At 74.0% G+C, this 24887-nt stretch carries 28 protein-coding genes; 9 read left to right on the forward strand and 19 right to left on the reverse strand.

Annotated features, from left to right (window positions below; genetic code table 11):
* Nucleotides 1–15: 15 nt before the first annotated feature.
* Nucleotides 16–777 carry a 3-oxoacyl-ACP reductase FabG gene (gene fabG / locus IE178_RS04970; protein ID WP_184762297.1) on the reverse strand — a complete coding sequence of 254 codons (762 nt, stop codon included), beginning with the start codon at nt 775–777 and terminating at the stop codon, nt 16–18.
* A 300-nt stretch (nt 778–1077) separates the two neighbouring features.
* Here fabG and IE178_RS04975 point away from each other — a divergent pair, with 300 nt between their 5' ends.
* The gene (locus IE178_RS04975; protein ID WP_193511422.1) at nt 1078–1710 is read left to right on the forward strand and encodes an excalibur calcium-binding domain-containing protein; all 633 of its coding nucleotides are present in this window, start codon (nt 1078–1080) and stop codon (nt 1708–1710) included.
* An 8-nt stretch (nt 1711–1718) separates the two neighbouring features.
* On the opposite strand, the gene IE178_RS04980 is transcribed toward IE178_RS04975, so the two are convergent.
* Nucleotides 1719–2102, reverse strand: coding sequence for a DUF3037 domain-containing protein (locus IE178_RS04980; protein ID WP_184762299.1), 384 nt, complete (start codon nt 2100–2102; stop codon nt 1719–1721).
* A complete protein-coding gene (locus IE178_RS04985; RefSeq protein WP_193511423.1) occupies nt 2099–2863 on the reverse strand; it encodes a HipA family kinase in 765 nt (254 codons plus the stop codon). Before IE178_RS04985 ends, IE178_RS04980 begins: the two co-directional genes overlap by 4 nt.
* A 234-nt stretch (nt 2864–3097) precedes the next feature.
* On the opposite strand from IE178_RS04985, the gene IE178_RS04990 reads away from it, so the two are divergent.
* Complete coding sequence (locus IE178_RS04990) at nt 3098–3640, forward strand: Rieske (2Fe-2S) protein (protein ID WP_193511424.1); 543 nt, start codon at nt 3098–3100, stop codon at nt 3638–3640.
* A gap of 52 nt (nt 3641–3692) precedes the next feature.
* On the forward strand, nt 3693–4163 hold the full coding sequence (locus IE178_RS04995) for a pyridoxamine 5'-phosphate oxidase family protein (RefSeq protein WP_193511425.1): 471 nt from the start codon (nt 3693–3695) through the stop codon (nt 4161–4163).
* Between the two features lie 119 nt (nt 4164–4282).
* Here the strand turns inward: IE178_RS04995 and IE178_RS05000 are convergent, their stop codons facing one another.
* Nucleotides 4283–5197: a LysR family transcriptional regulator gene (locus IE178_RS05000; protein WP_193511426.1), complete on the reverse strand. Its 915-nt coding sequence runs from the start codon at nt 5195–5197 to the stop codon at nt 4283–4285.
* Between the two features lie 75 nt (nt 5198–5272).
* On the opposite strand from IE178_RS05000, the gene IE178_RS05005 reads away from it, so the two are divergent.
* Complete coding sequence (locus IE178_RS05005; RefSeq protein ID WP_184762304.1) at nt 5273–6220, forward strand: DMT family transporter; 948 nt, start codon at nt 5273–5275, stop codon at nt 6218–6220.
* A gap of 258 nt (nt 6221–6478) precedes the next feature.
* Here IE178_RS05005 and IE178_RS05010 read toward each other — a convergent pair whose 3' ends face one another.
* Nucleotides 6479–7816, reverse strand: coding sequence for an aminotransferase class I/II-fold pyridoxal phosphate-dependent enzyme (locus IE178_RS05010; protein ID WP_193511427.1), 1338 nt, complete (start codon nt 7814–7816; stop codon nt 6479–6481).
* A gap of 35 nt (nt 7817–7851) precedes the next feature.
* Between IE178_RS05010 and IE178_RS05015 the strand changes: the two genes are divergently transcribed.
* Nucleotides 7852–8538, forward strand: coding sequence for a pyridoxamine 5'-phosphate oxidase family protein (locus tag IE178_RS05015; protein WP_184762306.1), 687 nt, complete (start codon nt 7852–7854; stop codon nt 8536–8538).
* The gene (locus tag IE178_RS35705) at nt 8538–8684 is read left to right on the forward strand and encodes a hypothetical protein (RefSeq protein WP_229875443.1); all 147 of its coding nucleotides are present in this window, start codon (nt 8538–8540) and stop codon (nt 8682–8684) included. Before IE178_RS05015 ends, IE178_RS35705 begins: the two co-directional genes overlap by 1 nt.
* Before the next feature lie 175 nt (nt 8685–8859).
* Here IE178_RS35705 and IE178_RS05025 read toward each other — a convergent pair whose 3' ends face one another.
* The 13 genes from IE178_RS05025 to paaA all read right to left on the reverse strand — a co-directional run bounded on the left by IE178_RS05025 (nt 8860) and on the right by paaA (nt 20237).
* The gene (locus tag IE178_RS05025) at nt 8860–9813 is read right to left on the reverse strand and encodes a DMT family transporter (protein WP_193511428.1); all 954 of its coding nucleotides are present in this window, start codon (nt 9811–9813) and stop codon (nt 8860–8862) included.
* 225 nt (nt 9814–10038) lie between these two features.
* The gene (locus tag IE178_RS05030; RefSeq protein WP_193511429.1) at nt 10039–11040 is read right to left on the reverse strand and encodes an EamA family transporter; all 1002 of its coding nucleotides are present in this window, start codon (nt 11038–11040) and stop codon (nt 10039–10041) included.
* 46 nt (nt 11041–11086) lie between these two features.
* Entirely contained in the window at nt 11087–11641 is a 555-nt protein-coding gene (locus IE178_RS05035; protein WP_193511430.1) for a Clp protease N-terminal domain-containing protein, read from the reverse strand.
* Nucleotides 11642–11801: 160 nt separating this feature from the next.
* Nucleotides 11802–12434, reverse strand: coding sequence for a PadR family transcriptional regulator (locus IE178_RS05040; RefSeq protein WP_193511431.1), 633 nt, complete (start codon nt 12432–12434; stop codon nt 11802–11804).
* A gap of 104 nt (nt 12435–12538) precedes the next feature.
* The gene (locus IE178_RS05045; RefSeq protein WP_193511432.1) at nt 12539–13834 is read right to left on the reverse strand and encodes a kynureninase; all 1296 of its coding nucleotides are present in this window, start codon (nt 13832–13834) and stop codon (nt 12539–12541) included.
* Nucleotides 13831–14682 (reverse strand): alpha/beta hydrolase family protein, encoded by an 852-nt coding sequence (locus IE178_RS05050; RefSeq protein ID WP_193511433.1) that lies wholly within the window; start codon nt 14680–14682, stop codon nt 13831–13833. The genes IE178_RS05045 and IE178_RS05050 overlap by 4 nt, the downstream gene beginning before the upstream one ends.
* Complete coding sequence (locus IE178_RS05055) at nt 14672–15520, reverse strand: tryptophan 2,3-dioxygenase (RefSeq protein ID WP_193511434.1); 849 nt, start codon at nt 15518–15520, stop codon at nt 14672–14674. The genes IE178_RS05050 and IE178_RS05055 overlap by 11 nt, the downstream gene beginning before the upstream one ends.
* Nucleotides 15521–15555: 35 nt before the next feature.
* Nucleotides 15556–16332, reverse strand: a complete 777-nt coding sequence (locus tag IE178_RS05060) for an SDR family oxidoreductase (protein WP_184762314.1) — start codon at nt 16330–16332, stop codon at nt 15556–15558.
* Between the two features lie 79 nt (nt 16333–16411).
* Complete coding sequence (locus IE178_RS05065) at nt 16412–17587, reverse strand: 2Fe-2S iron-sulfur cluster-binding protein (protein ID WP_318279849.1); 1176 nt, start codon at nt 17585–17587, stop codon at nt 16412–16414.
* Nucleotides 17584–18099: a 1,2-phenylacetyl-CoA epoxidase subunit PaaD gene (gene paaD, locus IE178_RS05070; protein ID WP_438874349.1), complete on the reverse strand. Its 516-nt coding sequence runs from the start codon at nt 18097–18099 to the stop codon at nt 17584–17586. Before paaD ends, IE178_RS05065 begins: the two co-directional genes overlap by 4 nt.
* Complete coding sequence (paaC, locus tag IE178_RS05075) at nt 18093–18878, reverse strand: 1,2-phenylacetyl-CoA epoxidase subunit PaaC (protein WP_229875434.1); 786 nt, start codon at nt 18876–18878, stop codon at nt 18093–18095. The genes paaD and paaC overlap by 7 nt, the downstream gene beginning before the upstream one ends.
* A gap of 37 nt (nt 18879–18915) precedes the next feature.
* Nucleotides 18916–19227: a 1,2-phenylacetyl-CoA epoxidase subunit PaaB gene (gene paaB, locus IE178_RS05080; RefSeq protein ID WP_184762315.1), complete on the reverse strand. Its 312-nt coding sequence runs from the start codon at nt 19225–19227 to the stop codon at nt 18916–18918.
* Nucleotides 19224–20237, reverse strand: coding sequence for a 1,2-phenylacetyl-CoA epoxidase subunit PaaA (paaA, locus tag IE178_RS05085; RefSeq protein ID WP_193511435.1), 1014 nt, complete (start codon nt 20235–20237; stop codon nt 19224–19226). Before paaA ends, paaB begins: the two co-directional genes overlap by 4 nt.
* A 321-nt stretch (nt 20238–20558) precedes the next feature.
* Between paaA and IE178_RS05090 the strand changes: the two genes are divergently transcribed.
* Genes IE178_RS05090 through IE178_RS35710 form a run of 3 tightly spaced genes read left to right on the forward strand, consistent with a single transcriptional unit; the run spans nt 20559 to nt 23555 of the window.
* Nucleotides 20559–20807, forward strand: coding sequence for an acyl carrier protein (locus tag IE178_RS05090; protein WP_184762317.1), 249 nt, complete (start codon nt 20559–20561; stop codon nt 20805–20807).
* Nucleotides 20807–22291 (forward strand): class I adenylate-forming enzyme family protein, encoded by a 1485-nt coding sequence (locus IE178_RS05095; protein ID WP_193511475.1) that lies wholly within the window; start codon nt 20807–20809, stop codon nt 22289–22291. The genes IE178_RS05090 and IE178_RS05095 overlap by 1 nt, the downstream gene beginning before the upstream one ends.
* A gap of 31 nt (nt 22292–22322) precedes the next feature.
* Complete coding sequence (locus IE178_RS35710) at nt 22323–23555, forward strand: hypothetical protein (protein WP_318279851.1); 1233 nt, start codon at nt 22323–22325, stop codon at nt 23553–23555.
* A gap of 77 nt (nt 23556–23632) precedes the next feature.
* Here the strand turns inward: IE178_RS35710 and ccrA are convergent, their stop codons facing one another.
* Nucleotides 23633–24862 carry a crotonyl-CoA carboxylase/reductase gene (ccrA, locus tag IE178_RS05105; protein WP_184762318.1) on the reverse strand — a complete coding sequence of 410 codons (1230 nt, stop codon included), beginning with the start codon at nt 24860–24862 and terminating at the stop codon, nt 23633–23635.
* Nucleotides 24863–24887: the final 25 nt, after the last annotated feature.

Consider the following 24887-nt stretch of genomic DNA (forward strand, 5'->3'; position numbering starts at 1 on the left):
TTCCCCAGTCATTCCCTAGTCGAGCGGTCCGCCGGCGACGTACAGCACCTGGCCGGAGACGAAGCCGGCCGCCTCGCCGGTGAAGAAGGCGATCGCGTTGGCGATGTCCTCCGGCTCGCCGACGCGGTTCACGGGGATCTGGGTGGCGGCGGCGGCCTTGAAGTCCTCGAAGCCCATGCCGACGCGGTCGGCGGTGGCCTTGGTCATCTCGGTGGCGATGAAGCCGGGGGCGACGGCGTTGGCGGTGACGCCGAACTTGCCGAGTTCCTTGGCGAGGGTCTTGGTGAACCCCTGGAGGCCCGCCTTGGCGGCCGAGTAGTTGACCTGGCCGCGGTTGCCGAGGGCGGACGAGGAGGACAGGTTGACGATCCTGCCGAAACCGGCGTCCACCATGTGCTTCTGGCAGGCGCGGGACATCAGGAAGGCGCCGCGCAGGTGCACGTTCATGACGGTGTCCCAGTCGGAGACGCTCATCTTGAACAGCAGGTTGTCGCGCAGCACGCCCGCGTTGTTGACCAGGATGGTCGGGGCGCCGAGCTCCTCGGCGATCCGCGCGACGGCGGCCTCGACCTGTGCCTCGTCGGAGACGTCACAGCCGACCGCGACGGCCTTGCCGCCGGCGGCGGTGATCTTCTCGACGGTGTCCTTGCAGGCGGCCTCGTCGAGGTCGATCACGGCGACCGCGCGGCCCTCGGCGGCCAGTCGTACGGCCGTGGCGGCGCCGATGCCGCGCGCGGCGCCGGTGACGACCGCGACCCGCTGCTCAGTGGTGGACATTGCTGCTTCTCCTCGCCCTTGGGATGCGGCTCCTGCGGCCGGACTCACCTGGATGAGCGACCGCTTAGTACCTTCAGCAGACGAGACGCTAGAAGCCCTGGCACCCGGTGTCAACGGCACACCGCGCGTGTGTGATCCATTCCCCGCGCGGGGACGCACCGGGCGTCCGTGCCGTCCCGTGCTCGTTCCGCGCCCGGCAGTCCCGCGAAGCACCCGATCGGCCCACGGCTGCGCGCCCCAGCGCCGGGCCGCGTCTAGCGTCGAAGCGCGAGCCACCCGTGGCCGGAAAGGAGGCGCTCCATGCGCCGGCGCACCGGTGCCATAGGCACGCTGATCGCGCTCTCCGCGATCGTGCCGTTGGCCGACACCGCTCACGCCCAGGATCTGGACTGCAGCGACTTCACCTACCAGGAGGACGCGCAGACGTTCTTCAACACGGACCCAAGTGATCCGCATCGACTCGACGAGGACTCGGGTCCGGACGACGGAGTGGCCTGCGAGGCACTTCCCCGGCGCGGCCTCACCTCGTCCACCTCCCGGCCCGCGCCGACCACCTCCGCTCCCACGGGAACGGCGACACCCACGACCGCCGAGCCGACCCGGACCATGACTCCCACGCCCACCCGGACGGCGACACCCACGCCCACCCCGACGGCGACACCCACGCCCACCCCGTCGGCGACTCGATCGCCCACCCGGAGCGCGACACCCACGACCGCCGCGCCCACCCGCACCACGCCGTCCATGACTCCCACCAGCGCGCTCGCCGCGCCGACGACTCCCGCCTCCGTCGCGCCGACGCGTGGCGTGCGCGGCGGGCTGGGCGGCGCGTCGGGCTCCGGCCCGAGCCACTGGGACGTCGGCATCGGCGCCACGTTCGTCACGGGCGCCGTACTCGCGACCGGCTACGCGGTGAAGCGCCGCCGGACCTGACGGCCGGGTCAGCGCACGAGCAGGTCGAGCAGCCGCTCGACCTCCGCCGCCGGATCGGCGGTGAGCCCCGTGTGTACGGGACCGGGCTGGACGATGGTGGACCTGGGCGCGATCAGCCAGCGGAAGCGCCGCCCGGCGTCGTCCCCCGCCGCCTGTCCCGCCGCGTCCCCGCCCGCGCAGACGCCCTCGACGGCGCGCAGTGCGGCGCGCACGCCGGGCAGGTCGGCCTTCGGGTCGAGGGCCAGCAGCCGCGCCTCGTCGAGGTGGGTGCGGGCCGCGACGAACGACCTGGGACGGCAGTAGACGAGCACCCCGGCGTTGACGCACTCGCCGCGTTCGACGCGCGGTACGACCCGCAGCAGCGCGTACTCGAAGACGTGGCGGTCGCTCACTGGTCCCCCTCGAGGCCGTGGATGTGCTGGTGGACGGTTGCCGCGCGGGCGATCAGCGGCCGCGCGTAGGCCAGCCGGAGTTCGTCCGGCGTGTCGAATCCGGGCTCGCCGGTCAGCCAGACGTCGGGGATCTCGGCGGTGACCTCGGCGAGCAGATCCTCGGTGACCCGCGGCGCGAGTTCCGCGGCGGCGGACGCGATGTCCGGCGCGCAGGTCTTCAGGACGTGGTCGAAGGCGTCGTAGGGGCAGGCGGCGGAGGCCGCGGCGCCGGGCCAGTTGTGGTGCCAGATCATGGTCGCGCCGTGGTCGATGAGCCAGAGTTCGTCGCGCAGGCGGAGCAGATTGGGGTTGCGCCAGGAGCGGTCGACGTTGTTCACCAGCGCGTCGAACCAGACGATCCGTCCCGCCTCCTCGGAGCTCACCTCGAAGGCGAGCGGGTCGAAGCCGAGGGCGCCGGACAGGAAGTGCATGCCGAGGTTGGTGCCGCCGCTGGACTTCAGCAACTGCTGCACCTCCTGGTCGGGCTCCCCGAGCCCCAGCACGGGGTCGAGCTCGACGGTGACCAGGCGCGGCACCCTCAGTCCCAGCCGGCGGGCGAGCTCTCCGCAGACGACCTCGGCGACGAGCGTCTTGCGGCCCTGTCCGGCGCCGGTGAACTTCAGGACGTAGGTCCCGAGGTCGTCGGCCTCGACGAGTCCCGGCAGCGAACCGCCCTCGCGCAGGGGCGTGATGTAGCGGGTTGCGGTGACCTCGGTCAGCATTGCGCCAGGCTACGCGATCTTCCCACCCTGCGGTCCACGGCCTCCCCGGGACCGCACACGTCAACCGCTCAGCCGGGACTCGGGCTTCGCCGCGCTCCGACAGCGAAACGACAGCTGTGATTTACGCCCTTCCGACCGCGGGCAGGCCAAGCTCTTCGCACTGCCTGAACAGCGTGGGCCCGCTGACCGTACCTCTCCCCAGATCACGCGTCCTCCCCGGAAGGAAACATCGGCATGACCAGCGCATCGTTTCAGCCCTCCCCCAGGCTCTCGGCTCCGCTCGCGCAGGGCGGTGCCCCCACGGCGGGACCCGCCCGCCGTACCGTCGTGGCGGCGGCCGGAGCGGCGGGCCTCGCCGTCGCGCTGACCGCGTGCGGCGGCTCCGACGACGACGCGTCGAGCTCCTCCGTGGACTCCGGATCCGCCGGCGGCTCAGCGGACGACGGCGCGGCGAGCAGCGGCGGTTCGGGCGGCGACGACGCCCCCGCCGGTGCCGCGCTCGCCTCGACCGCCGACATCCCCGAGGGCGGCGGCAAGGTCTTCGCCGACCGCAAGGTGGTCGTCACCCAGCCGGCGGCGGGCGAGTTCAAGGCGTTCTCGGCGACCTGCACCCACCAGGGGTGCGCGGTGAAGAGCATCGCCGACGGGGTCATCAACTGCCCCTGCCACAACAGCAACTTCTCCATCACCGACGGCAGCGTGAAGAGCGGCCCGGCGACCGAACCGCTACCCTCCGTGGAGATCACCGTCAGCGGGGACTCGATCACCCTCGCCTGAGTCGCCGGTGCCACAACGCCTTCCGGCACGACGTGAGAGATGAGGGGGAATGATGACCGCCACGCAGCGCCGCGGCCGCAAGATCATGATGACGCCCGGGGAGCTCGACGATTTCCTCACCGCCCAGCGCACCTGCCGGGTGGCCACGGTCTCCGCCGACGGCGCGCCGCACGTCAGCACCCTCTGGTTCGCCTGGGACGGCACCTCGCTATGGCTGTACTCCGTGGTGCGCAGCAAGCGCTGGGCGGATCTGCGCCGGGACCCCCGGGTGGCGATCGTGGTCGACACGGGCGAGGAGTACGACGAGCTGCGCGGCGCCGAACTGTCCGGGCGGGTGGAGTTCGTGGGCGAGATCCCGCGCACCGGTGAACTGTGCGCGGAACTCGACGTCCCCGAGACCCTGTTCGCCCGCGAGAACTTCGGCCAGGACGAGATGCCCCACGACGGCCGGCACGCCTGGATGCGGCTGACACCGGAGAAGATCGTGTCCTGGGACTTCAGGAAGCTGCCGACGCTGCAGTAGCACCGGCTCGGCCACGGGGCCGAACCCCGGACCGCGGCAACCGCCCGCCGTCCGCTCGGCCACGGCCGGTCCACCGACCACGGCCGGTCCAGGGACCACGGCGACGCCCGGCCCCCACCTCACGCCGCGCTCGCCCCGACGCGTTCCCCCGCCGCCCGCAGCGCCTGTACCGCCGCCCGGATCGACGGGCGGCGGTCGGCGTCGGCGCGCCACACGACGAACACGTGCCGTCGTACGCGCTGTCTGAGCGGGACGGTCACCACCCCCTCGGGCAGCGGGTCGCGGCCCAGGAGCGGTGCGACGCAGACGCCGAGCCCTGCGGCGACCAGGCAGAGCTGCGTGTGGGTCTCGGCGGCGCGGTGGCCGACGACCGGCTCGATGCCCTGGGAGCGCAGGGTGAACATCAGCCACTCGTGGCAGAACTCGCCCTCGCCCCAGGTGATCCACTCCTCCTCGGACAACTCCGCGAGGTCCAGCTCGTCGCGGCCGGCGAGCCGGTGGCCGGCGGGAAGCGCGACGTCGGTGGGGTCGTCCAGCAGGGCGGCCTTGACCAGGCCGTCGGGCAGCGGCATCGGCTTGTTGTACCAGTCGAGCAGCACCGCGAGATCGAGGTCCCCGCGCACCACTCCCCGGATGCCCTGCTCCGGTTCCAGTTCGCGGGAGCGCACGCGCAGGGCGGGATGCCGCTCGCGCAGCTCGCCGAGCGCGGCCGGGAACAGTCCCCGCGCGGCGGTCGGGAACGCCGAGACGCGCAGCTCGCCGACGACCTGACCGCGCTGCGCCTCCAGGTCGGAGTGGGCGAGTTCGACCTGGGAGAGGATGCGCGCGGCGTGCTCGGCGAGCAGCCGGCCCGCGTCGGTGAGCCGGACACCGCGCCCGTTCTTGGCGAGCAGCCGCTGGCCGACCTCGCGCTCCAGCTTGGACATCTGCTGCGAGACGGCCGAGGTCGTGATGTGCAGCCCCTCGGCCGCCCCGCTGACCGAGCCGTGCCGGGCGAGGGCGTCGAGGGTGCGCAGGCGCTCCAGGTTCAACATGTAAGCGATGCTACGAGATACCGCGCGCGAAATCTCGATTGTGCTACGAGATGGGTGTCCGCCATGGTTGCTTCCATGAGCAGCGTCACCGCCACCACCACCACGCCCAGCCCGGTCCAGCCGGCCCCGGAACGCACCCGCCCCCGCCTGGACTGGCGTCTGCGTTTCGGCGCCCTGTCCCTGATCTGGGGCTTCAGCTTCCTCCTCATCAAGGTCGGCACCCAGGGCTACGCCCCCTTCCAGGTCACCCTGGGCCGGCTGGCCTTCGGGACCGCCGTCCTCGCGGTCGCGATGGCGGTACGGCGGGAAGGACTGCCGCGCGGTGCGCGCACCTGGGGTCATCTCGCGGTCGCCGGATTCCTGCTGAACGCCCTGCCGTTCTCGCTGTTCGCCTTCGCGGAGCTGACCATCCCGTCCACGCTGGCCGGCATCTGCAACGCGACCTCGCCGCTGTGGGGCATGGCCCTGTCGCTGGTGGCCCTGTCGGAGGACCGGCCGACCCGGGTCCGTGTGGCGGGACTGGGCGTGGGCTTCCTCGGGGTGCTGACCGTACTGGGCGCCTGGCAGGGCTTCGCGGGCCTGGACGCCCGCGGCACCGCGCTGGCCCTGCTGGCCTCGCTGAGCTACCCCGTGGGCTGGATCTACGTCCGTCGCACCCTGGCGGGCAGCAGCCACTCGAACCTGTCTCTGACCGGCGGCCAGTTGCTGCTCGCCACGGTCCAACTGGCCGTGGTGACCCCGCTGTTCACGACCCTGCCGACCACTTTCGCCGTGGGGCCGCTGCTGGCGATCGCCGCGCTGGGCACGCTGGGCACCGGACTGGCCGTACTCGTCCAGTACGGCCTGGTCGCCGAGGTCGGCCCGACGACCGGCCAGATGGTCACCTACTTCGTCCCGGTGATCGCCGCCGCGGCCGGCATCGTGCTGCTCGGCGAGACGCTGACCTGGTCGACACCGGTGGGTGCCGTGATCGTACTGGCGGGTGCGGCGCTCACGCAGGTCAGGCCGAAGGGGACGGCGTGACGGCGCCCGTCCGTCCCGTGGTCGACGGTGGCCGGTCCGAGGAGGCGTACGCCGCCGGCCGGCCCGGTCACGGCACCTCCCCAGGGCCTGTCTGACCATTCGCGTCGTCGCCCGCAGGGCGGCCTCGCGGCGTCAGGTGCGTGCTCCCGGCGTGCCGGGCGCAGAGCCTCGTACGGGATGTACTCGGCTCTGCGCCCGGTGCGGCGAGAGTGCGTGCATGGCGTCGCGAGGCAGGCGGGAATGGTCAGACCGGCCCTACTAGACGTACGTCCGCGTCGGCGTCCCGGCAGGGCCGACCGCCGCGGTGATCGCCCGCGCCAGGGGCTCGATGTCGTCCTGCGTGAGCGTCGAGACGGTGACGCGGATGCCCGGCGGCGCGCTCATCCGGAAGCGGGCGCCGGGGGCCACCGCCCAGCCGGCGTGCAGCAGCCGGGCGACGGCGCCGGTCTCGTCGGGGACCGGCACCCACACGTTCATGCCGCTGCGCCCGCGCGCCTCGATCCCGCGCCGGGCCAGCGCCCCGATCAAGGCGTCCCGGCGCCGCCCGTACCGCGCCGCCACGGCCGCCGGGTCCACCGCGCCGTCGCTCCACAGCCGCACCACCGCGCGCTGGACGATCCGGCTGACCCAGCCGGGCCCGAGCCGCTGCCGTCCGCGCACCCGGTCGAGGGTGACCGCGTCCCCGGTGAGCACCGCGAGCCGCAGATCGGGGCCGTAGGCCTTGGCCGCCGAGCGCACGAAGGCCCAGGTGCGGGTGGCACCCGCGAGGGGATGCAGCGGGAGGTCGACGATGTGATGCCCGTGGTCGTCCTCGATCAGCAGCGTCTCCGGGTGCTCGGCGAGCACCGCCCGCAGGGCACGCGCGCGTGCCGCGGTCAGCGCGGCGCCGGTCGGATTCTGTGCGCGGTCCGTGACGATCAGGGCCCGCGCGCCGTCCGCCAGCGCGCTCCGCACGGCGTCGGGGAGCGGTCCCTCGTCGTCGACGCCGACGGGGACGGTCCGCAGGCCGAGCGCCGGGACGAGGTCCAGCAGACTCCCCCACCCGGGGTCCTCCATCGCGACCGCGTCGCCGGGTCTGAGATGTGCCGCGAGCACCCGCTCCACCGCGTCCAGCGCGCCCGAGGTGACGGCGACGGGCCCGTCCGGAACGCCGTCGGCGTCCAGTCCGGCGCGGGCCAGACGCGCCAGCTCGGGTTCCACGGGCGCGTGCCCGTACAGCACCGGCTCCCGGTCGCCCTGCCCGGCCGCCGCCGCGAACGCCCCGGCCAGCGCGGGCAGCAGCGCGGGGTCCGGATTGCCCTCGGACAGGTTCCGCACGCCCGGCGGGACCTCCACACGGATGAGATCGCGCGCGGTGGTGGCGGGTTTCGGCCGCACCCGGCTCCCCCGTCGGCCCGCGGTCTCGATGACACCGCGCTCGCGCAGGTTCCGGTACGCGGCCGCGACCGTGTTCGGGTTCACTCCGAGCCGGTCCGCCAACTCCCGCATCGGCGGCAGCAGTTCACCCGGTCGCAGCTCCCCCTGCGCGACCGCTCGTTCCACGCTCGCGGAAATCTCCACGGCGCGCCGCCCACTGATCCGATACTCTCCTAGCACAAAACCGATTATGCACTAGTGCAATGGAGAGCGCCATGCAGGGGACCCCGTCGCAGCAGCGGCCCGCCGCCACCGCCTACCCGCCCACCGAGCGCACCGTCCCCACCCGCTCCCCCGACCGTGCCGCCTACGACAAGGAACTGGTGCACGCGATACTCGACGAGGGCTACGTCTGCCATCTCGGCTTCGTCCGGGACGGCGCGCCGGTGGTGCTGCCCACGCTGTACGGCCGGGTCGGTGAGCGTCTCTACGTGCACGGTTCCACCGGCTCGCGCCCGCTGCGCGCGGCGGGTCAGGCCGAGCCGGGCCTTCCGGTCTGCCTGACCGTCACCCACGTCGACGGTCTGGTGCTGGCCCGCTCGGCCTTCCACCACTCGATCAACTACCGCTCCGTGGTGGTGCACGGCCCGGCATACGACGTGACCGACCCCGAGGAGAAGCGTCAGGCGCTCGACGCCCTGGTCGACCACGTCGTGCCGGGCCGCGCCGCCGACTCCCGGCCGGCCGACAAGAAGGAGCTGGCCGCCACCGCGGTGATCCGCCTCGACCTGAACGAGGTCTCCGCCAAGCTCCGCACCGGCGGTGTCAACGACGAGCCCGAGGACCTGGCCCTGCCCCACTGGGCGGGCGTCGTCCCGCTGCGCCGGGGCTACGACACCCCGCTCGCCGACCCCGGTCTGGCACCCGGCACCGAACTGCCCGACTACCTCGCAGCCCTGTGATGCCGATCCACCCCTGGGGCGCGCCCCGCGACGACGCCGAGTCGCAGCGCCGGCCGGCCGTACACGACTTCGGGCAGTTCGCGGTCGACGGCCCGCCGGGCGAGCCGCCCCACCGTCCGGGAGGCGCCGGCCGCGCCTGGAAGTGACGGGCGTACGGGCGACGTTCACGTACGCGGGAAAGCGGTCCGAGGCGGTACGGGACCGGATCGCGGCCGGACTGTCCGACCGGGACGGCGCGCGTGACGCGGCGGCACGCGCGCACGTCCCGCGCCGGTCATCGGCCTGACCCGGGGCCCTCCCCGACGGAAGGGCCCCGCGCCGTCACGCCCGCACGGCCTCCCGCTCCGCCTTGCGGACCCGTGCCCCCCGTGCCTCGCCCACCGCGAGCCCCGCGACCGAGCCCAGCATCAACAGGGTGCCGGCCAGGGTGGCCGCCGTGAGCCGCTCACCGAGGAGGGCGACCGCGAGCACCGCCGCGCTCACCGGCTCGAGCAGCATGATCACGGACACGGTGGCCGACCGGACGACGGCCGCACCGGCGAAGTAGAGGCCGTACGCGAGCGCCGTCGGTACCGTGGCGACGTAGGCCAGCAGGCACAGGAGCCCACCGGGTGCGTCGGTGTGCGGCACCAGTCCCTCGACGGCGGCGAACGGCAGCAGCACCAGGCTGGTGACGGCGAACGCCCCGACGGTCGTACCGGAGGAGTCCGTGCCGCCGTCGCGTCCCCACCAGCGGGTGAGCAGTGTCATCGCCGAGTATCCGGCCGCGGACAACAGGGCGAGCAGGACGCCCCAGGGGTCCACGGTCGTCCCGCCGCCGCCGAGGACCAGCACGACGAGTCCGGCGAGCGCGCCCACGACGGCGGCCAGTCCGCCGCGCCCGAGACGTTCGCCCATGGTCACGCGCGCGCCGAGGGCCATCAGCACGGGTCCCGCACCGAGGGTGACGACCGTGGCCACGGCGAGTCCCGTGGCGGAGACGGCGGCGAAGTAGGCGGTCTGGAAGACCGCGAGCCCGATCCCGGTGGCTGTGGCCCGCAGCACCCGGCGGCCGAGGGGCTCGGGTGCGGCGGGCCGGGTGCGCCGCAGCAGCAGGGCGGCGAGCAGCAGCACCAGCCCGAGCGCGCAGCGCCAGAAGGACAGGGCGACGGGACCCATGTCGCTGATCCGGTAGACCAGGGACGCGGCCGCGCCCGCGGTGCCCCAGGCGGCACCGGCGACGATCAGATAGAGGAGGCCTCGCCCGACGGGCAGGCCGGAGACGGCGTTCGACACGTGTTCTCTCCGCAGAAACACGCACCACGCGCATCGGCGCGGGCGCGGAAGTTCGGGAAAGGACCCCGGATCGGCCCCGGACGGGGCCGGATCGACGGGATCCGCGGACTTCGTCTGCGGGCAGCACCGTTACGCCCGGCGACGTGCCGGGCGGATGTACCGGAGGGCCCGCCTCAGGCGGCCGGAGGCGGAAGAACCAGTGCGCGCGCATGCATGAGCGGCACCCTATGCGCTCGTTCCGGGCGTGGACAACTCCCGTTCGGGCCCGCCGCTCGCCACCGGCTCCTCGGAGCCCTTGGCCGGGGCCGAGGACTGGGCGATGAAGGCGCCCGTGAGGACGACCGCGCCGCCCACGATCTGCGGCGCCGACAGATGCTCGCCAAGCAGGACCCAGGCCAGGACGGTCGCGATGACCGCCTCGAGGCAGGCCACGACACCCGCGACCTGCGGCGAGAGCCGGCGCACCGAGATCACCCCGGTGACGTACGCGACGACCGTGGCGACGAGGACGATCCAGGCCAGCAGCGCGAAGGCCGCGACCGGAGTGCCGTCCATCTCGGCGCTGCCGGTGAGCAGGGACCAGTCCATGGACCAGGGGCGGGCGACGACGGTCAGGACGGCGGCGCCGATCAGCAGTCCGTACGCGATCACACCGAGCGGATCGGGCGCCTCGTCGCCGTCGCTGCCCTGGTCGGACAGGACGAAGTAGCCGACCTGACAGCAGGCTGCGCCGAGCGCCAGCAGCAGTCCGAGGGCGTCGAAGCCGAGGCCCGACCACACCTCCACGACGCAGGCGAGCCCGCCCACCGCCAGGACCACGCCGACCGCGGCGGCACGGGTCACCGGCCGTCGCTGCACGAACCGCACCCAGCCGAGGACGAGCGCGGGCGCCAGATACTCCACCAGCAGCGCCACGCCGACGGGGATGCGGGAGAGGGCGGCGAAGTAGCAGGCCTGGACGCCGGCCACGGCGAGCAGGCCGAACCCGGCGAGCAGCCCCGGCCTGCGGCGCAGCAGTCCTCGGTGACGCACCGCCAGCGGCAGCATGACGAGGGCCGCGCCCGCCACGCGCAGCCACACGACGTGGAGCGGGTCGAGCCCCGCCTCGATCAGCGGCTTCGCCGCCACACCGGATCCCCCGAAGGCCATCGCCGACAGCAGCGCGAGACCGAGCCCGACGCCCTTCGACTGGTTGCTCCGGGTACTGACAGAGGTAGGCACCGGCACATGATGACAGGCGCCGACAGGAGCGTCACCCCCTATCACACCTGTCTCACCGACTGGACTCCCCGGGCGGGGCGCCGGCCCGGACCGCCAGCCGGTCGAACAGTTCACAGGGGTCGATACCGGCGCGCCGGAGCACCTCGACGGCCCGCGCCCGCGGGTTCACGACGATCGCCGCGAGCAGGTCCGTGCCGCACGCCGGGCCGCGGCCTTGCTGGGCGGCGCGCTCGTGGGCGTACGCCATGCAGCCCGCGGCCAGTGGGGAGAAACCCGCGGCCTCCACCGCCACGGGGACACCGGCGGAGTCCTCGACCGCGCTCTGCCAGCGCAGGCCGTAGCCGATGCTGCGCTGGACCAGATAGCCGAGCAGCCGTGCGATCCGGGGACCGTCGCCGAAGACGGCTCTCACCTCGGCGTCGGACTCCAGCAGCGAGTGCAGCAGATGGGCGGTGTCTATCTGGCGGTCCCCGTCCCGGACCGCTCTGCGCCGGGCACCGGCGACCACCGCTGCCAGCTCGGCACTGAGCCTGGCATCGCTGTCCGCGCGGTGGATTGCCTGCTCCGGGAGTTCCTGGGCCGACTGCCGGGGGATACGGGGTTGCACATCCGCCACCCCATCAGTCCCGCGAGCCCGGGTCATCCCCGGCGGGAAGCATCTTGGCGTCCCACAGAAAGTGGACACCCCTGGCCGGAATCTCCTCCTTGGGAAGGAGATCAGGGTGTTGCGTCCCGAGGGGCGCGCGCCGCTTCGCGCCGCGCCCCGCTCAGTCCTCGTCGGCGAGGATCAGGTACAGCTTCTTGCGGGCGTCGTTGATGACGGCGAGGGCCTTGTCCCGCTGGTCCTTGCTGCCGGTCTTCCAGACCTGCCCGAAGGCCTCCATCAGTCCGAAGCCGGCCTGCCGGATCTCGCTCAGCGCCTCCCAGTCGACCCCGCGCGAGGCCTCCTCCCAAGGGGCCTCGGGACCGCCCTCGACCGCGGTACGGCCGGCCTCGGTGAGGGAGAACAGCTTCTTGCCGCCCTCGGACTCGCTGACGATCAGCCCCTCGTCCTCCAGCAGCTGAAGGGTGGGGTACACGGATCCGGGGCTGGGCTTCCACGCCCCGCCGCTGCGCTCGGCGATCTCCTGGATCATCTCGTAGCCGTGCATGGGGCGGTCCTTCAGCAGGGCCAGGATCGAAGCCCGTACGTCACCGCGCCGCGCCCTACCCCTCGGTCCGCCACGTCCTCGTCCACCCCAGGGGCCGCCGTGCCCGAAACCGGGACCGAAGGGGCCACCGGGACCGCCCGGGCCTCCGGGGCCGAAGGGCCCGAAGGCCGCGCGCAGCCGGTCGAAGTCGCCATGACCGCCGCGCGGGCCGCCCCGGCCGTGTCCGTGCTCGAAACCATGGGTGTGCATCGCCACCCCTCCATTCCATCGTTGATCTGTCGCGATGCTTCAACGATATATCGGAAGGATGGGCGTGACAACCTGCCGTCCTGAGGGGAGGGCTACGACGCGCTTCAGGTCACCGGTCCCGCGGCGGGAGGCTCCGGGGCGTAGGCGCCCTCCCGCACGATGTCCCGCAGGTGCAGTGCGGCGGCGAGCAGGTCGTGGTGGGTGGTGTAGAGGGCGTTGACGCCGAAACGCAGCAGATCGGGTGCGCGCATGTCCACGATCACCCGGCGCTCCGCGAGTGCGTGGGCGAGACCGCGGGCGTGCGGGTGGCGCAGAGCCACGTGGCTGCCGCGCCGGTCCGGCTCGGCCGGTGTCACCGAGGTGAATCCCAGGGGGGTCAGGAGTTCCTCGGCGCACCGCAGGAAGAACGCGGTCAGGGACAGGCTCTTGGCCCGGACCCGGGCCAGGTCCACCCCGTCGAAGGCGCCGAGGGCCGCTTCGAGGGCGAGCAGGGACAGGACGGGCGGGGTGCCGATGCGGGCGCGGGAGATCCCGGGGGCGGGGACGTACTCCCGGCCCAGGCCGAACGGGTCGGCGTGGCCGTTCCAGCCGGTCAGCGGTGTCTCCAGTGAGGCCTGGTGGCGCCGGGCCACGTAGAGGTAGGCGGGGGCGCCGGGGCCGCCGGAGAGGAACTTGTACCCGCAGCCTACGGCGAGGTCCACGCCGAGGGCGTCGAGCTGCAGGGGGAGTGCACCGGCGGCGTGGCACAGGTCCCACAGGGCGAGGGCGCCGGCGCGGTGGGTGGCCCGCGTCAGTGCCTCCATGTCGTACAGCTCGCCGGTGCGGAAGTCGACGGGCGAGTAGCTGACCACGGCCACCCGGTCGCCCTCGGCTGCGAGGAACCGCGGCAGACGGTCCGGTGGCACCCGCCGCACCGCCAGGCCCCGGTGGCGGGCGACCGCGTCCGCCAGGTACCGGTCGGTGGGGAAGTGCCCGGGGTCGGTGACCAGCAACGAGCGGTCCGGGCGGAGCGCCGCGGCGGCGCTGAGCGCGGTGAACAACTGCACGCTGGTGGAGTCCCCCGCCACCGTCTGTCCCGGCGCGGCCCCGATGAGCGCGCCGATGGCATCGCCCACCCGCAGGGGCGCCTCCCACCAGCCGTTGCCGTTCCACGACCCGATCAGGTCGGTGCCCCACTGACGGGTCACCGCGTCGGCCAGGGCCGGTGGCACGGCCGCGGGCAGGGGGCCGAGGGAGTTGCCGTCGAGGTAGATGACGCCCGGCGGGAGCAGGAACCGTTCCCGGAGAGGAGCCAGGGCGTCGTCGCCGTCGAGCCGTGCGGCCGACTCGCGCAGTGCGGCCGGTGCGGTGGCCGCGGTCTGTGCGGTGGCCGCGGTCTGTGCGGTGGGCGCGGTCGTCATCGGTGTGCGGCCTCCTCGCTCGCTCGGTCGGGCTGCCGCGGGGCGAAGGCGGCCGACATCTCCCGGAGGGTGTCGGCGACCGCGCGGGCGCCGGGCGCGTCCGGTTCGATCAGGGTGTAGTGGCCGGTGCCGGGCAGGACGACCGTCCTGAGGTCCCGGTGCACGGCGGCGTAGTCGCTGAACTGCGTGAGGGGCACCTCCTCGTCGGCGGCCCCGTGCAGCAGCACGGTGGGCACCCCCGTGGTGCCGGCGCCGCGCAACAGGGTCAGGGGGTCGACCTCGGGCAGCCGCTCCTCGAACAGTTCCTCCGCGCCGAGGAGTTGGAGGGCGGCCCCGCTGCTGAGGTCGTCCCGCCGGGTGGCGGTGAGGTCGGTGATCGGCGCGAGGGCCAGCACGCTCGTCGGCAGGGTGCGCGTGTACCAGCGGGAGCCGGGGGGCAGCAGTGCCCGGGCGGCGCACCACAGCGCCAGGTGCCCGCCGGAGCAGTGGCCCGCCAGCACGTACGGGCGGCCCTCGGGCAGGGTGTCGACGATCCGGGCGACGTCGTCGAAGGTCTCGGGGTAGCCGCCCGCGCCCCCGGAGCGGCGGAAGCCGGGCAGCAGGACGTCGAAGCCCTGCCGCGAGAGCCAGGCCGCGAACGGCGTCAGGTGCATCCGGTCGTAGCGCCAGTAGCCGCCGTGCAGCAGGATCACCAGCGGGGCGCCGGAATCGCCGGCGGCCGGCCAGGCGTCGTAGCTCTGGTGGGGGTGGTCCCCGTAGCGGCCGTGCACCGGTGCCAGCACCGGCTTGAGGCTCAGGACCCGTTTCTCCTCCTCGGCCGCGAAGGCCGAGACGACCCTAGACGTCACCGCGTACCTCCCACAGTTCCGGGAAGACCGGCCGGGCCGCGCGCTGCTCCAGCCAGGCCAGCCCCGCGGAACCCGCGCTGCCGGGTTTGGATCCCATGGCCCGGCGCACCACCAGGACGTGCTCGAACCGCCACCGGGTGACGAGTTCGGCGATGTCGGTGAGCAGTTCGCCCAGCGCCAGGTGCGGGTGGTGCTGCGGTCCCGCGTAGACGCGCCGCCAGACCTCCACCACCCCGGGGTCGGAGGTGTACGGGGTCGTGACGTCACGTTCCCGGACGTGCCGCGGGACGGGCAGGTTCTGGCGGTACAGGTACGCCAGGACCTCGTCGTACAGGGAGGGTTCGCGGTAGGTCTCGGCGAGCGCCTCGTGGACGGCCGGATCGCCGCGGTGCGCGCGCAGCAGTCCGGCGGACTTGTCCCCGAGGAGGAACTCCAGGTGCCGGTACATCGCCGACTGGAAGCCCGACGCCCTGCCGAATGCGGCACGGAATCCGTTGAACTGGGCGGGGGTCAGCGCGGCGATGGGCGCCCAGGCGCCGTTGAGCGCGGTCAGCGCCCGGCGGCTGCGGACCAGCGCGTCCATGGCCGCGTGCGGCTCGTCCTTCGCGAAGGCCGTCCGCGCCGTGCGCCATTCGTGCGCGATCAGGGTGAACCACAGCTCCATCACCTGGGTGGTGACGAGGAAGCCCATCTCGTCGGCGGCCTCGGTGAGAGGGTGCTGCAAGTTGTTGAGGACGGACGCGTGCACGTACGAGTCGTAGGGGCTCGCGCCCTCGAAGGGCTGGGTCAGGGAGTCGTCCGTCACCGGATCGGCGAGAGCGGACGTGCTGTTGTTCATCGCATCTCCTGGTTCTGCGGCCGGGGAGGTGGCGGTCACGGGCCGAGGTGGGCGCCGCCGGAGGCGTCGATCCACTGACCGGTCACCCAGCGGGCGTCGTCGCTCGCGACGAAGGAGACGACGTCGGCGATGTCCACCGGGTCGCCCAGCCGGCCGAACACGGAGGCCTCGGAGTACCTCCGGCGGATCTCCGGGATCTCGAGTGTGGGGTTGATCTCCGTCTCGGTGTAGCCGGGCGCCACGGCGTTCACCGTGATGCCCCGGGGGCCCAGTTCCTCGGCCAGGGCCAGGGTGAGGTAGTCGAGGGCGGCCTTGGTCATGGTGTAGGAGACGATCGCCGGGTAGGCGACGCGGGTGGCGACGGAGGAGATGTTGACGATCCTGCCGCCGTCGCGCAGCCGGTCGAGGCCGCGCTGGATGATGAAGAACGGCGCCTTGGTGTTGATCGCGAACACCCGGTCGTAGTCGGCCTCGGTCACGTCGGCGATGCGGCGCGGGACGGTGATGCCCGCGTTGTTGACGAGGATGTCCAGGCCGGCCTCCGCGTCCTGGTCGGCCAGGGCCCGGTCGAAGGCCGACCACAGGGTGGCGGCGTCGCCGTCCACCCCGAGCTCGGCGTGGACGGCGAAGGCCCGTCCGCCGTCGGCCTCGATCTCCTTGACCGTCCGCTCGGCCGCCGCCCGGTCGTGTCCGTAGTGGATGGCCACCAGGGCGCCCTCACGGGCGAGGCGGCGGCCGATGGCCCTGCCGATGCCCCGGCTTCCTCCGGTGACCAGAGCGGTCTTGCCCTCGTGGCGCGCGGTGGTGGTCAACGTCTGTCTCCTTCGCGGGATCGCTGCGTCGGTGGGTGGGAGCCTCGGGTGGCCCCCGGTGGCGTGGCCGCGGGTGCGGTCACGCGTCGAAGTCGAGGGTGATCTCGGCGGTGCGCGGCCGGGCCCGGCAGACGAGGGTGTAGCCGGCGGCCCGGTCCCGCTCGTCCAGGGCGTACTGGCCGTCCGCGGTGACCTGCCCGGACAGGACCTTGGCGCGGCAGCTGCCGCACACGCCCTCGCGGCAGGCGTACGGCACATCGGGGTGGGCCCGCAGCAGCGCGTCGAGGATCGCCGCGTCCTGCGGCAGGACCGTGGCGACGCGGCGGCCCCCGGCGAGCAGCGCGGTGACGCGGGTCTCCCCCGCGGCCGGCACCGGTCCTGCCGGGGACGCCCCGGGCGACCGCGGTGCCGCCGGTGGCATCCCGGCCGGGGTGAACAGCTCCCAGCGGACCAGCGCGGGGTCGGCCCCCCGGTCCGCCAGCACCCGCCGTGCGGTGGCGACCAGACCGGGTGGACCGCACAGGGCGTACGCGGTGTCCGGTGCGGGCCGGGCGTCCACGGCGGTGAGCAGGCGGGACAGCTTCACGGCGTCGATCCGCCCGCCGGCCGGCCCGGCGCCGTGTCCGTGGTCCTCGCGGGTCAGCACGTACAGGACGGTGAACCGGTCGACGAAGGCGTCCTTCAGCTCGGCGAGTTCGTCGGCCAGCAGGGCGTCCGCGGAGGTGGGCACCGAGTGGATCAGGCAGACCCGGCAGGCCGGGTCCCGGCGCAGTACGTCGGCGGCCATCGCCGCCAGCGGCGTGATGCCGGAGCCGCCCGCGACGAGGACATGGTGGGCGCCGGGCAGGTCCGGCAGGGCGAACGAGCCGGTGGGCGGGGAGAGTTCGAGGTGGTCGCCGGGGGTGAGACGCGTCGTGGCGTGGGCGCCGAAGCCGTCGGGCCCGCCGCGTTTGATCACCAGGCGCAGCGCCGCCGGGTCGTGCGGCGGGGGGCACACCGAGTAGCTGCGGCGCAGTTCGCCGCCGGCGTGTCGGTGCCGGACGACGACGTGCTGGCCGGGCCGGTGGGTGAAGACCTCGCGCAGGCCTGCGGGCACGGCCAGGCCGACGGCCACGGCGTCGGCGGTGAGGCGGCACACCTCGGCGACTTCGAGCCGGTGCCAGCCGGTGCGCGGGCCGGTGTCCCGGCGCAGGCCGGGGGTCACCTCACGGAGGGCGGTGGGCGGGGTGGCGGCGGGGTTCACGGTCTGCCTCACAGCGCGGTCAGGTGGGGGAAGGGCTCGCGGCACGCCGTGCACCACAGCACCGACTGGCAGCGGGACGGCCCGAAGGTGCTGTGCGGCCGGGTGGCGCGCGAACCGCAGTGCGGGCACGGCACCCCGCCCAGCTCGACGGTGACGGGGCCGTCCGGGGCCGGGGACGCGGGCGGGGCGATGCCGTGCGCGGCGAGCTTGCGCCGCCCCTCGGGGGTGATGCGGTCCGTCGTCCAGGGCGGGGACAGGACCTGCCGTACGCGGCCGTCCGGGTGGCCGCAGGCGGTCAGGACGTCCCGCACCGCCGAGGTGATCGCGGGCAGGGCCGGGCAGCCCAGATAGGTGGGGGTGATCTCCACTTCGAGCACCCCGTCGGCGCCCGGGGCGACCGAGCGCACCACGCCGAGGTCGCCCAGGCCGATCACCGGCAGCTCCGGGTCCGGAACCGCCTCCACCCGCTCCCGCACCTCCCGCACGGAGCGGCGGGCCGCGGTCGGGGCCGTCCCGCTCACCAGGTGCCTCCGGGGAACTGCCGGTGCACCGACTGCAGTTCGGCGATCAGCGGGCCGAACTCCTCGGTGTGCAGGCCGTCGCGTCCGCCCCGGGCCGACCAGGAGGGAGCGGGCACGGTGAGCCCGGCGCGGGCCACCACCTCGGTGACCCGCCGCTCCCACGCCGGCCTCAGAGGTGCCGGCGAGGGCACCGTGCCCGACGCGGCCAGGCGCCGCATCACGTCGTCCTCGTCGAACAGTTCGCCGGTGTACGGCCACACCCGCTCCAGGCCAAGCCGCATCCGGCGGGCGCTCTTTGGTGTTCCGCGTCCCAGCCGCAGGATCCAGCGGTCCGCGTGCAGCCGGTGGAAGGCGACCTCCTTGGCGGCGCGTGCCCCGAAGGCGGCGAGTTCGGCGTCGGCGCAGCCGGCCAGCGCCTCGTAGTACAGGACCGCGTAGTGCGTGTACGCGAGCTGCCGGGCCACGGTCACCGCGAAGTCGCCGCCCGGCAGCTCGGTCAGCAGGGCGTTGGTGAACTCGCGCTCCGGGCGGGTGAAGGCGAGGTCGTCCTCGGTGCGGCCGGTCCCGTCGAGCCGTCCGGCGCGGTCGAGCAGGACACGGGCGTGGCCGATCAGGTCGAGGGCGATGTTGGACAGCGCCAGGTCCTCCTCGACGGTCGGCGCGCGCGTGATCCACTGGCAGAGCCGCTGCCCGAGGACGAGGGCGTCGTCACCGAGGCGCAGCAGGTGCACGGCGAGGTCGGCGTCGGGGGCGGGTGCGGTGCCGCCGCCGACGGCCGCCACCACGGCCGGTCCGGGCGTCGTGGGGTTCGCCGGGGCGTCACTCGTGGTCGTCACCTTCGGGGCCTTTCTCGGTCAGCGGTGCGAAGTGCTCCGGATACCGGTACGGCTTGTGGCGGGCGCCCGCGAAGTACGGGTCGCGTTCGTCCGGGGAGGCCGTGTGCACGGCGTCCGAGCGGACCACCCACAGCGACAGTGGATCGCCGCGGCGCGTGTACAGGTCGCGGGCCGTGGCCAGCGCCGCGTCCGGGTCGGCCGCGCGCACCGACCCCACGTGCTGGTGGGCCAGGCCCCTGCGGGCCCGCAGGAAGACCTCCCAGGACGCCGGTGCGCCCTCCCGTTCCCGGCTCACGCGGTCTCCTCCGGGGCCGTGTCCGCACGGGCCGCGTACGCGGCGGCGGCCTCCCGCACCCAGGCGCCGTCCTCGTGCGCCGTCCGACGGTGCGCGATCCGCTGCCGTGCCCAGTGCGTCTCGTCACCCAGCGCCTGGCGGTACACGTCCCAGTCGACCGGGGTGAAGTCGTAGTGACCGCGCTCCTCGTTCCAGCGAATGGCCCGGTCCGGCAGCGTCAGTCCGAGGCGTTCGGCCTGTGGCACGCACTGGTCGACGAAGCGCTGGCGCAGCTCGTCGTTGGTGTGGCGCTTGATCCCCCAGGCCATCGCGCGGCGGGAGACCGCGGCACCCGGCGCGGCGGTCCGCGCGTCGGCGCCGCCCGCCGCGGTGTCCGGCGGGCCGAACATCAGCGCCACGGCCGGCAGCCACCAGCGGTTCACCGCGTCCTGTGCCATGGCCTTCTGCTCCGGCGTCCCCTCGCACAGCGCGCGCATCAGGTCGTATCCCTGCCGGACGTGAAAGGCCTCCTCCTGGCAGACGCGGCGCATCGCGCGGGCGTACGGCCCGTAGGAAGTGCGGCACAGGGGCGCCTGGTTGATGACGGCGGCGCCGTCCGTCAGCCAGGCGATGGCTCCGGTGTCCGCCCAGGTCAGTGCGGGGTGGTTGAAGGTGGCCGAGGCGCGCTGCTGGCCCCGGTGCAGTGCGTCCAGCAGGTCCGCGCGGTCCACGCCGAGCGTCTCGGCGGCGGAGTACAGGTACAGGCCGTGGCCCGCCTCGTCCTGGACCTTGGCGATGAGCACCGACTTACGGTGCAGCGAGGGGGCCCGGGTGAGCCAGGCGCCCTCCGGCTGCATGCCGATGATCTCGGAGTGGGCGTGCTGGGCGATCTGACGGATCAGCATGCGCCGGTACCCGTCGGGCATCCAGTCCCGCGGTTCGATCGTCCCGCCCTCGGCGATCAGGGCGTCGAAGTGCGCGAGCGCTTCGTCCTGTTCCGCGGACGCGGCGGGCGTGGCCGACGCGCTCACGCGGCACCGCCCGCACGCCCGGTGTCCGCCGCGGTGGTGCGGCCCGCCGGGCACCGTTCCACCGTCCGGACCCCTCCCGGATGCCTGGGCACTCGCATCACTCCTTCGGTGTCGGCCGCGCCCTGCCGGGGCCGGCGCGGGATCTTCTCGTTGCGGTAAGAGGCCGGGTGCGGGTCCCGGCTATCCCCGGCGCACGCGGCCCGGCCGCGTGACAAAGCTCACGCGGTGCCGCGGGGAGTGGGGCCGGCGCCACCCGCCTCTTGTGGGGGTGACAGTCAAGACCCGTACGGCGGCCGGCACGCCGGGGTGAAAGGGGAAACCATGAGCACCATCAGGGAGTTGCTGGTCGAACTCACCGGCACGGCCGAGTACGCCGACGCCGTCGGCGACGACGTCGACCTGGCCGCCAGCGGCATCGACTCCGGCGACCTGGTACGCCTCGTCCTGTTGGTCGAGCAGCGGCTCGGGGTGGAGATCACCGCCGAGGACATGGAGCAGTTGCACACCATCGCCGACTACGAGCGCTTCGTGGCCGAGCGCTCCGCCGCCGGTGCCACCGGTGGTGCGTGATGTGGCTGACCCAGCTGCTGGAGCGCAACCGTCAGTGCTATCCCGACCGGACCGCGCTGGTGGACGAGCAACGCGCCGTGACCTGGGCCGAGTTCCACGACCGTACCGTCGAACTGGCCCGGGGGCTGGCGGAGCTGGGCGTCGAACGGGGCGACCGGGTCGCCGTGCTCTCCAAGGACCGCATCGAGGTCCTGGAGAGCTACTTCGCGCTCGCCCGGCTCGGCGCGCTGTTCGTGCCGCTGAACCACAGCCTGGCCGTGCCCGAGGTCGCCGGCATCGTCGAACGCGTCGGGGCGGTGGCCGTCCTCGGTGAGTCGGACCTGCTGGACCGGCACCCCGAACTGCCGCCCTCGGTGCGTATCCGGATGGCCTTCGACAAGCCCGCCTTCGAGGCGCTGGGCACCATGGCACGCGAGCGGGAGCTGCCCCGCGTGGCCGACACCGACCCGATCGCCGTGCTGCACACCTCGGCGACCACCGGGCAGGCCAAGGGCGTCACCGTCGACAGCGGCTCGTTCCGGGCCATCGCCCTCGGCTGGCTGGTCCTGGCCCGCCCCACCGACGGCATCGTCCTGGTGAACTGCTGCCCGCTGTACCACGGCAGCATGGTGGTGTCCCTGACCTACATGGCGGCCGGCGCCACGGTGGTGCTGATGCCGGGCTTCACCCCGCAGCGGGCGCTCTCCGCGGTGGAGCGGCACCGCGCCACGCACCTGTGGATGGTGCCGCAGATGCTGCGGTTCATGCTGCAGGCCAAGGGCTCGCACCGCACCGACCTGTCCTCGCTGCGGGAGGTCCTGTACGGCGCCGCCCCGATGCCGCTCGACGTCTACGCCGAGGCGGTGCGGCGGCTCGGCTGCGGTTTCCGGCAGGTGTACGGGATGACCGAGGTCGGCGGGCCCTTCGTCACGCTCGGCCCCGACGAGCATCCCGCGCCCGGGGACGTCACCGCCCGCATCCCCTGCGGGCGCGTGGTGCCGGGCATGTCCGCCCGCGCGGTCGACGAGGACGGCCGGGAACTGCCGGGCGGCCGGATCGGCGAGATCGTGGTGCGCGGACCGGGCGTCATGCAGGGCTACTGGAACGACCCCGAGGCCACCCGCGAGATCACGCTCGACGGCTGGATCAGGACGGGTGACCTGGGGTTCGTCGACGAGGAGGGGCGCATCCACCTCGTGGACCGCACCAAGGACGTCATCATCCGGGCGGGGCAGAACGTCTACCCGTCGGAGATCGAGCGCGCCCTGATGACCCATCCCGCGGTGCGGGACGCCGCGGTCGTCGGGATGCCCGACGAGGACTACGGGGAGGTGCCGCTGGCGTACGTCGTCGTGGAGCCGGGCACGAACACGGACGCGGCGCAGCTGCTGGGGCACGTCGCGAAGCTGCTCGCGCCGTACAAGCGCCCGCGCCGGGTGGAGTTCATCGAGCAGGTGCCGCGCAATCCGGCCGGCAAGATGGTCAAGAAGCTGCTGCGGGCCTGACGGTGTGCGGCAACTCCCGGAGCGGGGCCCGGTGACCGGCCGCCCCGCACGCGACCGGCCGGCCTCCGCGGCGACACGGGGGCCGGCCGGTCCCGTCGTCCCGGTGCGCGGCGGGAAGGCGTCGTACTCCCGCCCGGCAGCGGGCACGTCCCCCCGGGGAACCGCTCGTGCGACCGACGCCCCGGCCACGACCCCGGTGGGCCCTCCGGCCGACGGTCCGGCCCCCGGCACGGGCACGGCCGGTGCCGACGGTCCGGCGGCCCGCACGGCCCCTGCGCCCGGCACGCACACCACGGACACCTCCCTGGCCACCGACGGCACGGCAGCCCCTCTGCCGGCCCGCGCGATCGCGGTGACCGGCACGGACACCGCCGGTGCCGACCCTGCGCCCGACGGCCCGGCAACCCGCGCCTCGGTCCCGGGCCCCGCGCTGTCCGGAGCCGGGCTCCCGCTCCCGGGCGCCTCACCGGACCGGGGGTATCCGCCCGCCCGGGCCCCGTCCGGCTCCGCACGGCCGCGCGGGGACGTACGCGTCGGCCGCGGTGGCGGCGACGGGCACGGACACGGGGCCGCGCTCGCCCCGGTCGCGGCCCCCGGCGTACCCGACCGACTCGGCGTCGACGTGCTGCTGCGGCAGCGCCCGCGACTGGCCGCCGTCGGGCTCGGGCTGGGGGTGGCCGCCGTCTCGGAGCCGTTCCTGACGCCCGCGGGGCCCGCCGAGACGTCCGCCGCCGCGTCGATGCCGCCCCAGCGCCGCCAGGAGTTCCTGGCCGGCCGGTGCGCCGCCCGCCGGGCACTGCGCGCGGTGGGGCTGGACTGCGGTGAGATTGCCCGCGCGGGACGGCTGCCGGTGTTCCCGCCCGGGCGGGCGGCGTCGATCTCGCACAGCGCCGGGGTCGCCGTGGCCGTGGCCCGCGCGCCGGGCCGGGACACTCCCCTCGGCTGCGATCTGGAGCTGCGGCCCCTCCCTCCGGGCGCGGTACGCCTGGTGCTGCGCGAGGACGAGGAGGGACTGCTGAACGCGGGCCCCTGGTCCGTGACGGCGCTGTTCTCGGCCAAGGAGGCCGCCTGGAAGGCCCTGCACGGACCGGACGGCACACGTGCGGCCGGCTCGTCGGGAAGCCTGCGGGACCTGCGTGCGCGCCCGTCCGGGGAGGGCCTGCGGATCGAACTGCGTGCAGGTCCCGCCCGCGCGGTCCGGGTGCGGGTGGTGCCCGTCGGCTGGGGTGTGTTCAGCTACGTCACGGGCTGGTCGGCCGCCTGACCCGCACGCCGGCGCACCGACGTGACAGGGGCGAGAGGGCCGCAGGCCCTCTCGCCCCTGTCATCGGCCCGCGCCCCTCACACCCGCGCGTTGACCAGCACCGCCATGTTGCCCGCCGGGTGGCTGTTGTCGTGGATGAGCTGGTGGGCCAGGCCGATCTCGTCGAAGGCGAAGGTCCGCGACAGGCACGGGTCGACGAACCCCTGGTCGATCAGCCGGGTCACCTCCCGTGCCTCGCGGGCGGAGGCGACGTGCGAGCCCTGCAGGCGCTTCTGCCGCATCCACAGGAAGCGCAGGTCCACGTCGCCGTTGTAGCCGGTGGTGCCGCCGCAGATGACGACCATGCCGCCGTTGTCGCACAGGTACATCGAGGTCGGGATGGTGTCCGCGCCGGAGTGCTCCAGCACGATGCGCGGGCTGCGGCGCTCGCCGAGCACCTCCCAAAAGCGCCGCCCGAAGGCCCGTGCCCCGGTCAGCCACCGGCCCATCGCCGCGTCGTCGGACGTGTCCGGCATGCGTCCCCAGTGGTCGAACTCCCGCCGGTCGATCCAGCCCTTGGCGCCGAGCTTGAGGCAGAACTCGCCGCGTTCCTCGCTGGAGACGACCGCCACCGGGATGCCGCCGACGTGCCGGACGAGCTGGATGGCGATGCAGCCCAGTCCGCCGGCGCCGCCCCAGATCAGGACCGGGTCGCCGGGGCGCACGGTGTGCGGCTCCCAGCCGAAGAGCTGCCGGTAGGCGGTGGCGGCGGTCGCCATGTAGCAGGCCGCCTCGGCCCAGGACAGCCGGGCCGGCTTCGGGTGGCACATGTAGTCGTCGACGACCGCGAACTGCGCGAAGGAGCCGTAGTTCTCCTCGTAGCCCCACACCCGCTGGGTGGTGGAGAAGGCGGGGTCGGCGCCGAGGCGGATGTCCTCGGCCGACTCGTCCCAGCGGCTGGCGAGGACGACGACCTCGTCGCCGAGGCGCACCCCGCGTACGTCCTCACCGACCGCCCACACGATGCCGGACAGGTCGGAGCCGCCGATGTGGAAGTCCTCGGTGGCGCCCGCCTTCTGGCGTGCGGTGATCACGTCGAGCGGGGAACCCAACGCCGCCCACACGTTGTTGTAGTTGATGCCGGCCGCCATCACCTTCACGAGGACCTGCCCGCGGCCGACGGGCGGGACGTCGACCACCTCCGTTCGGAAGGCGTCGACGGGCCGGCCATAGCGTTCGCGGCGGATGAGCGAGGCGTACATCCTCTTCGGGGCGGTGCCGATCTCGGGCGCGTCGCCGAGCTCGTAGAGGTCCTGGGTCGCGGTCACGTGGCGTCTCCTGAACGGTCGGGGC

This window comes from Streptomyces griseoloalbus (assembly GCA_014650015.1).
Taxonomy (GTDB): Bacteria; Actinomycetota; Actinomycetes; order Streptomycetales; family Streptomycetaceae; genus Streptomyces; species Streptomyces griseoloalbus.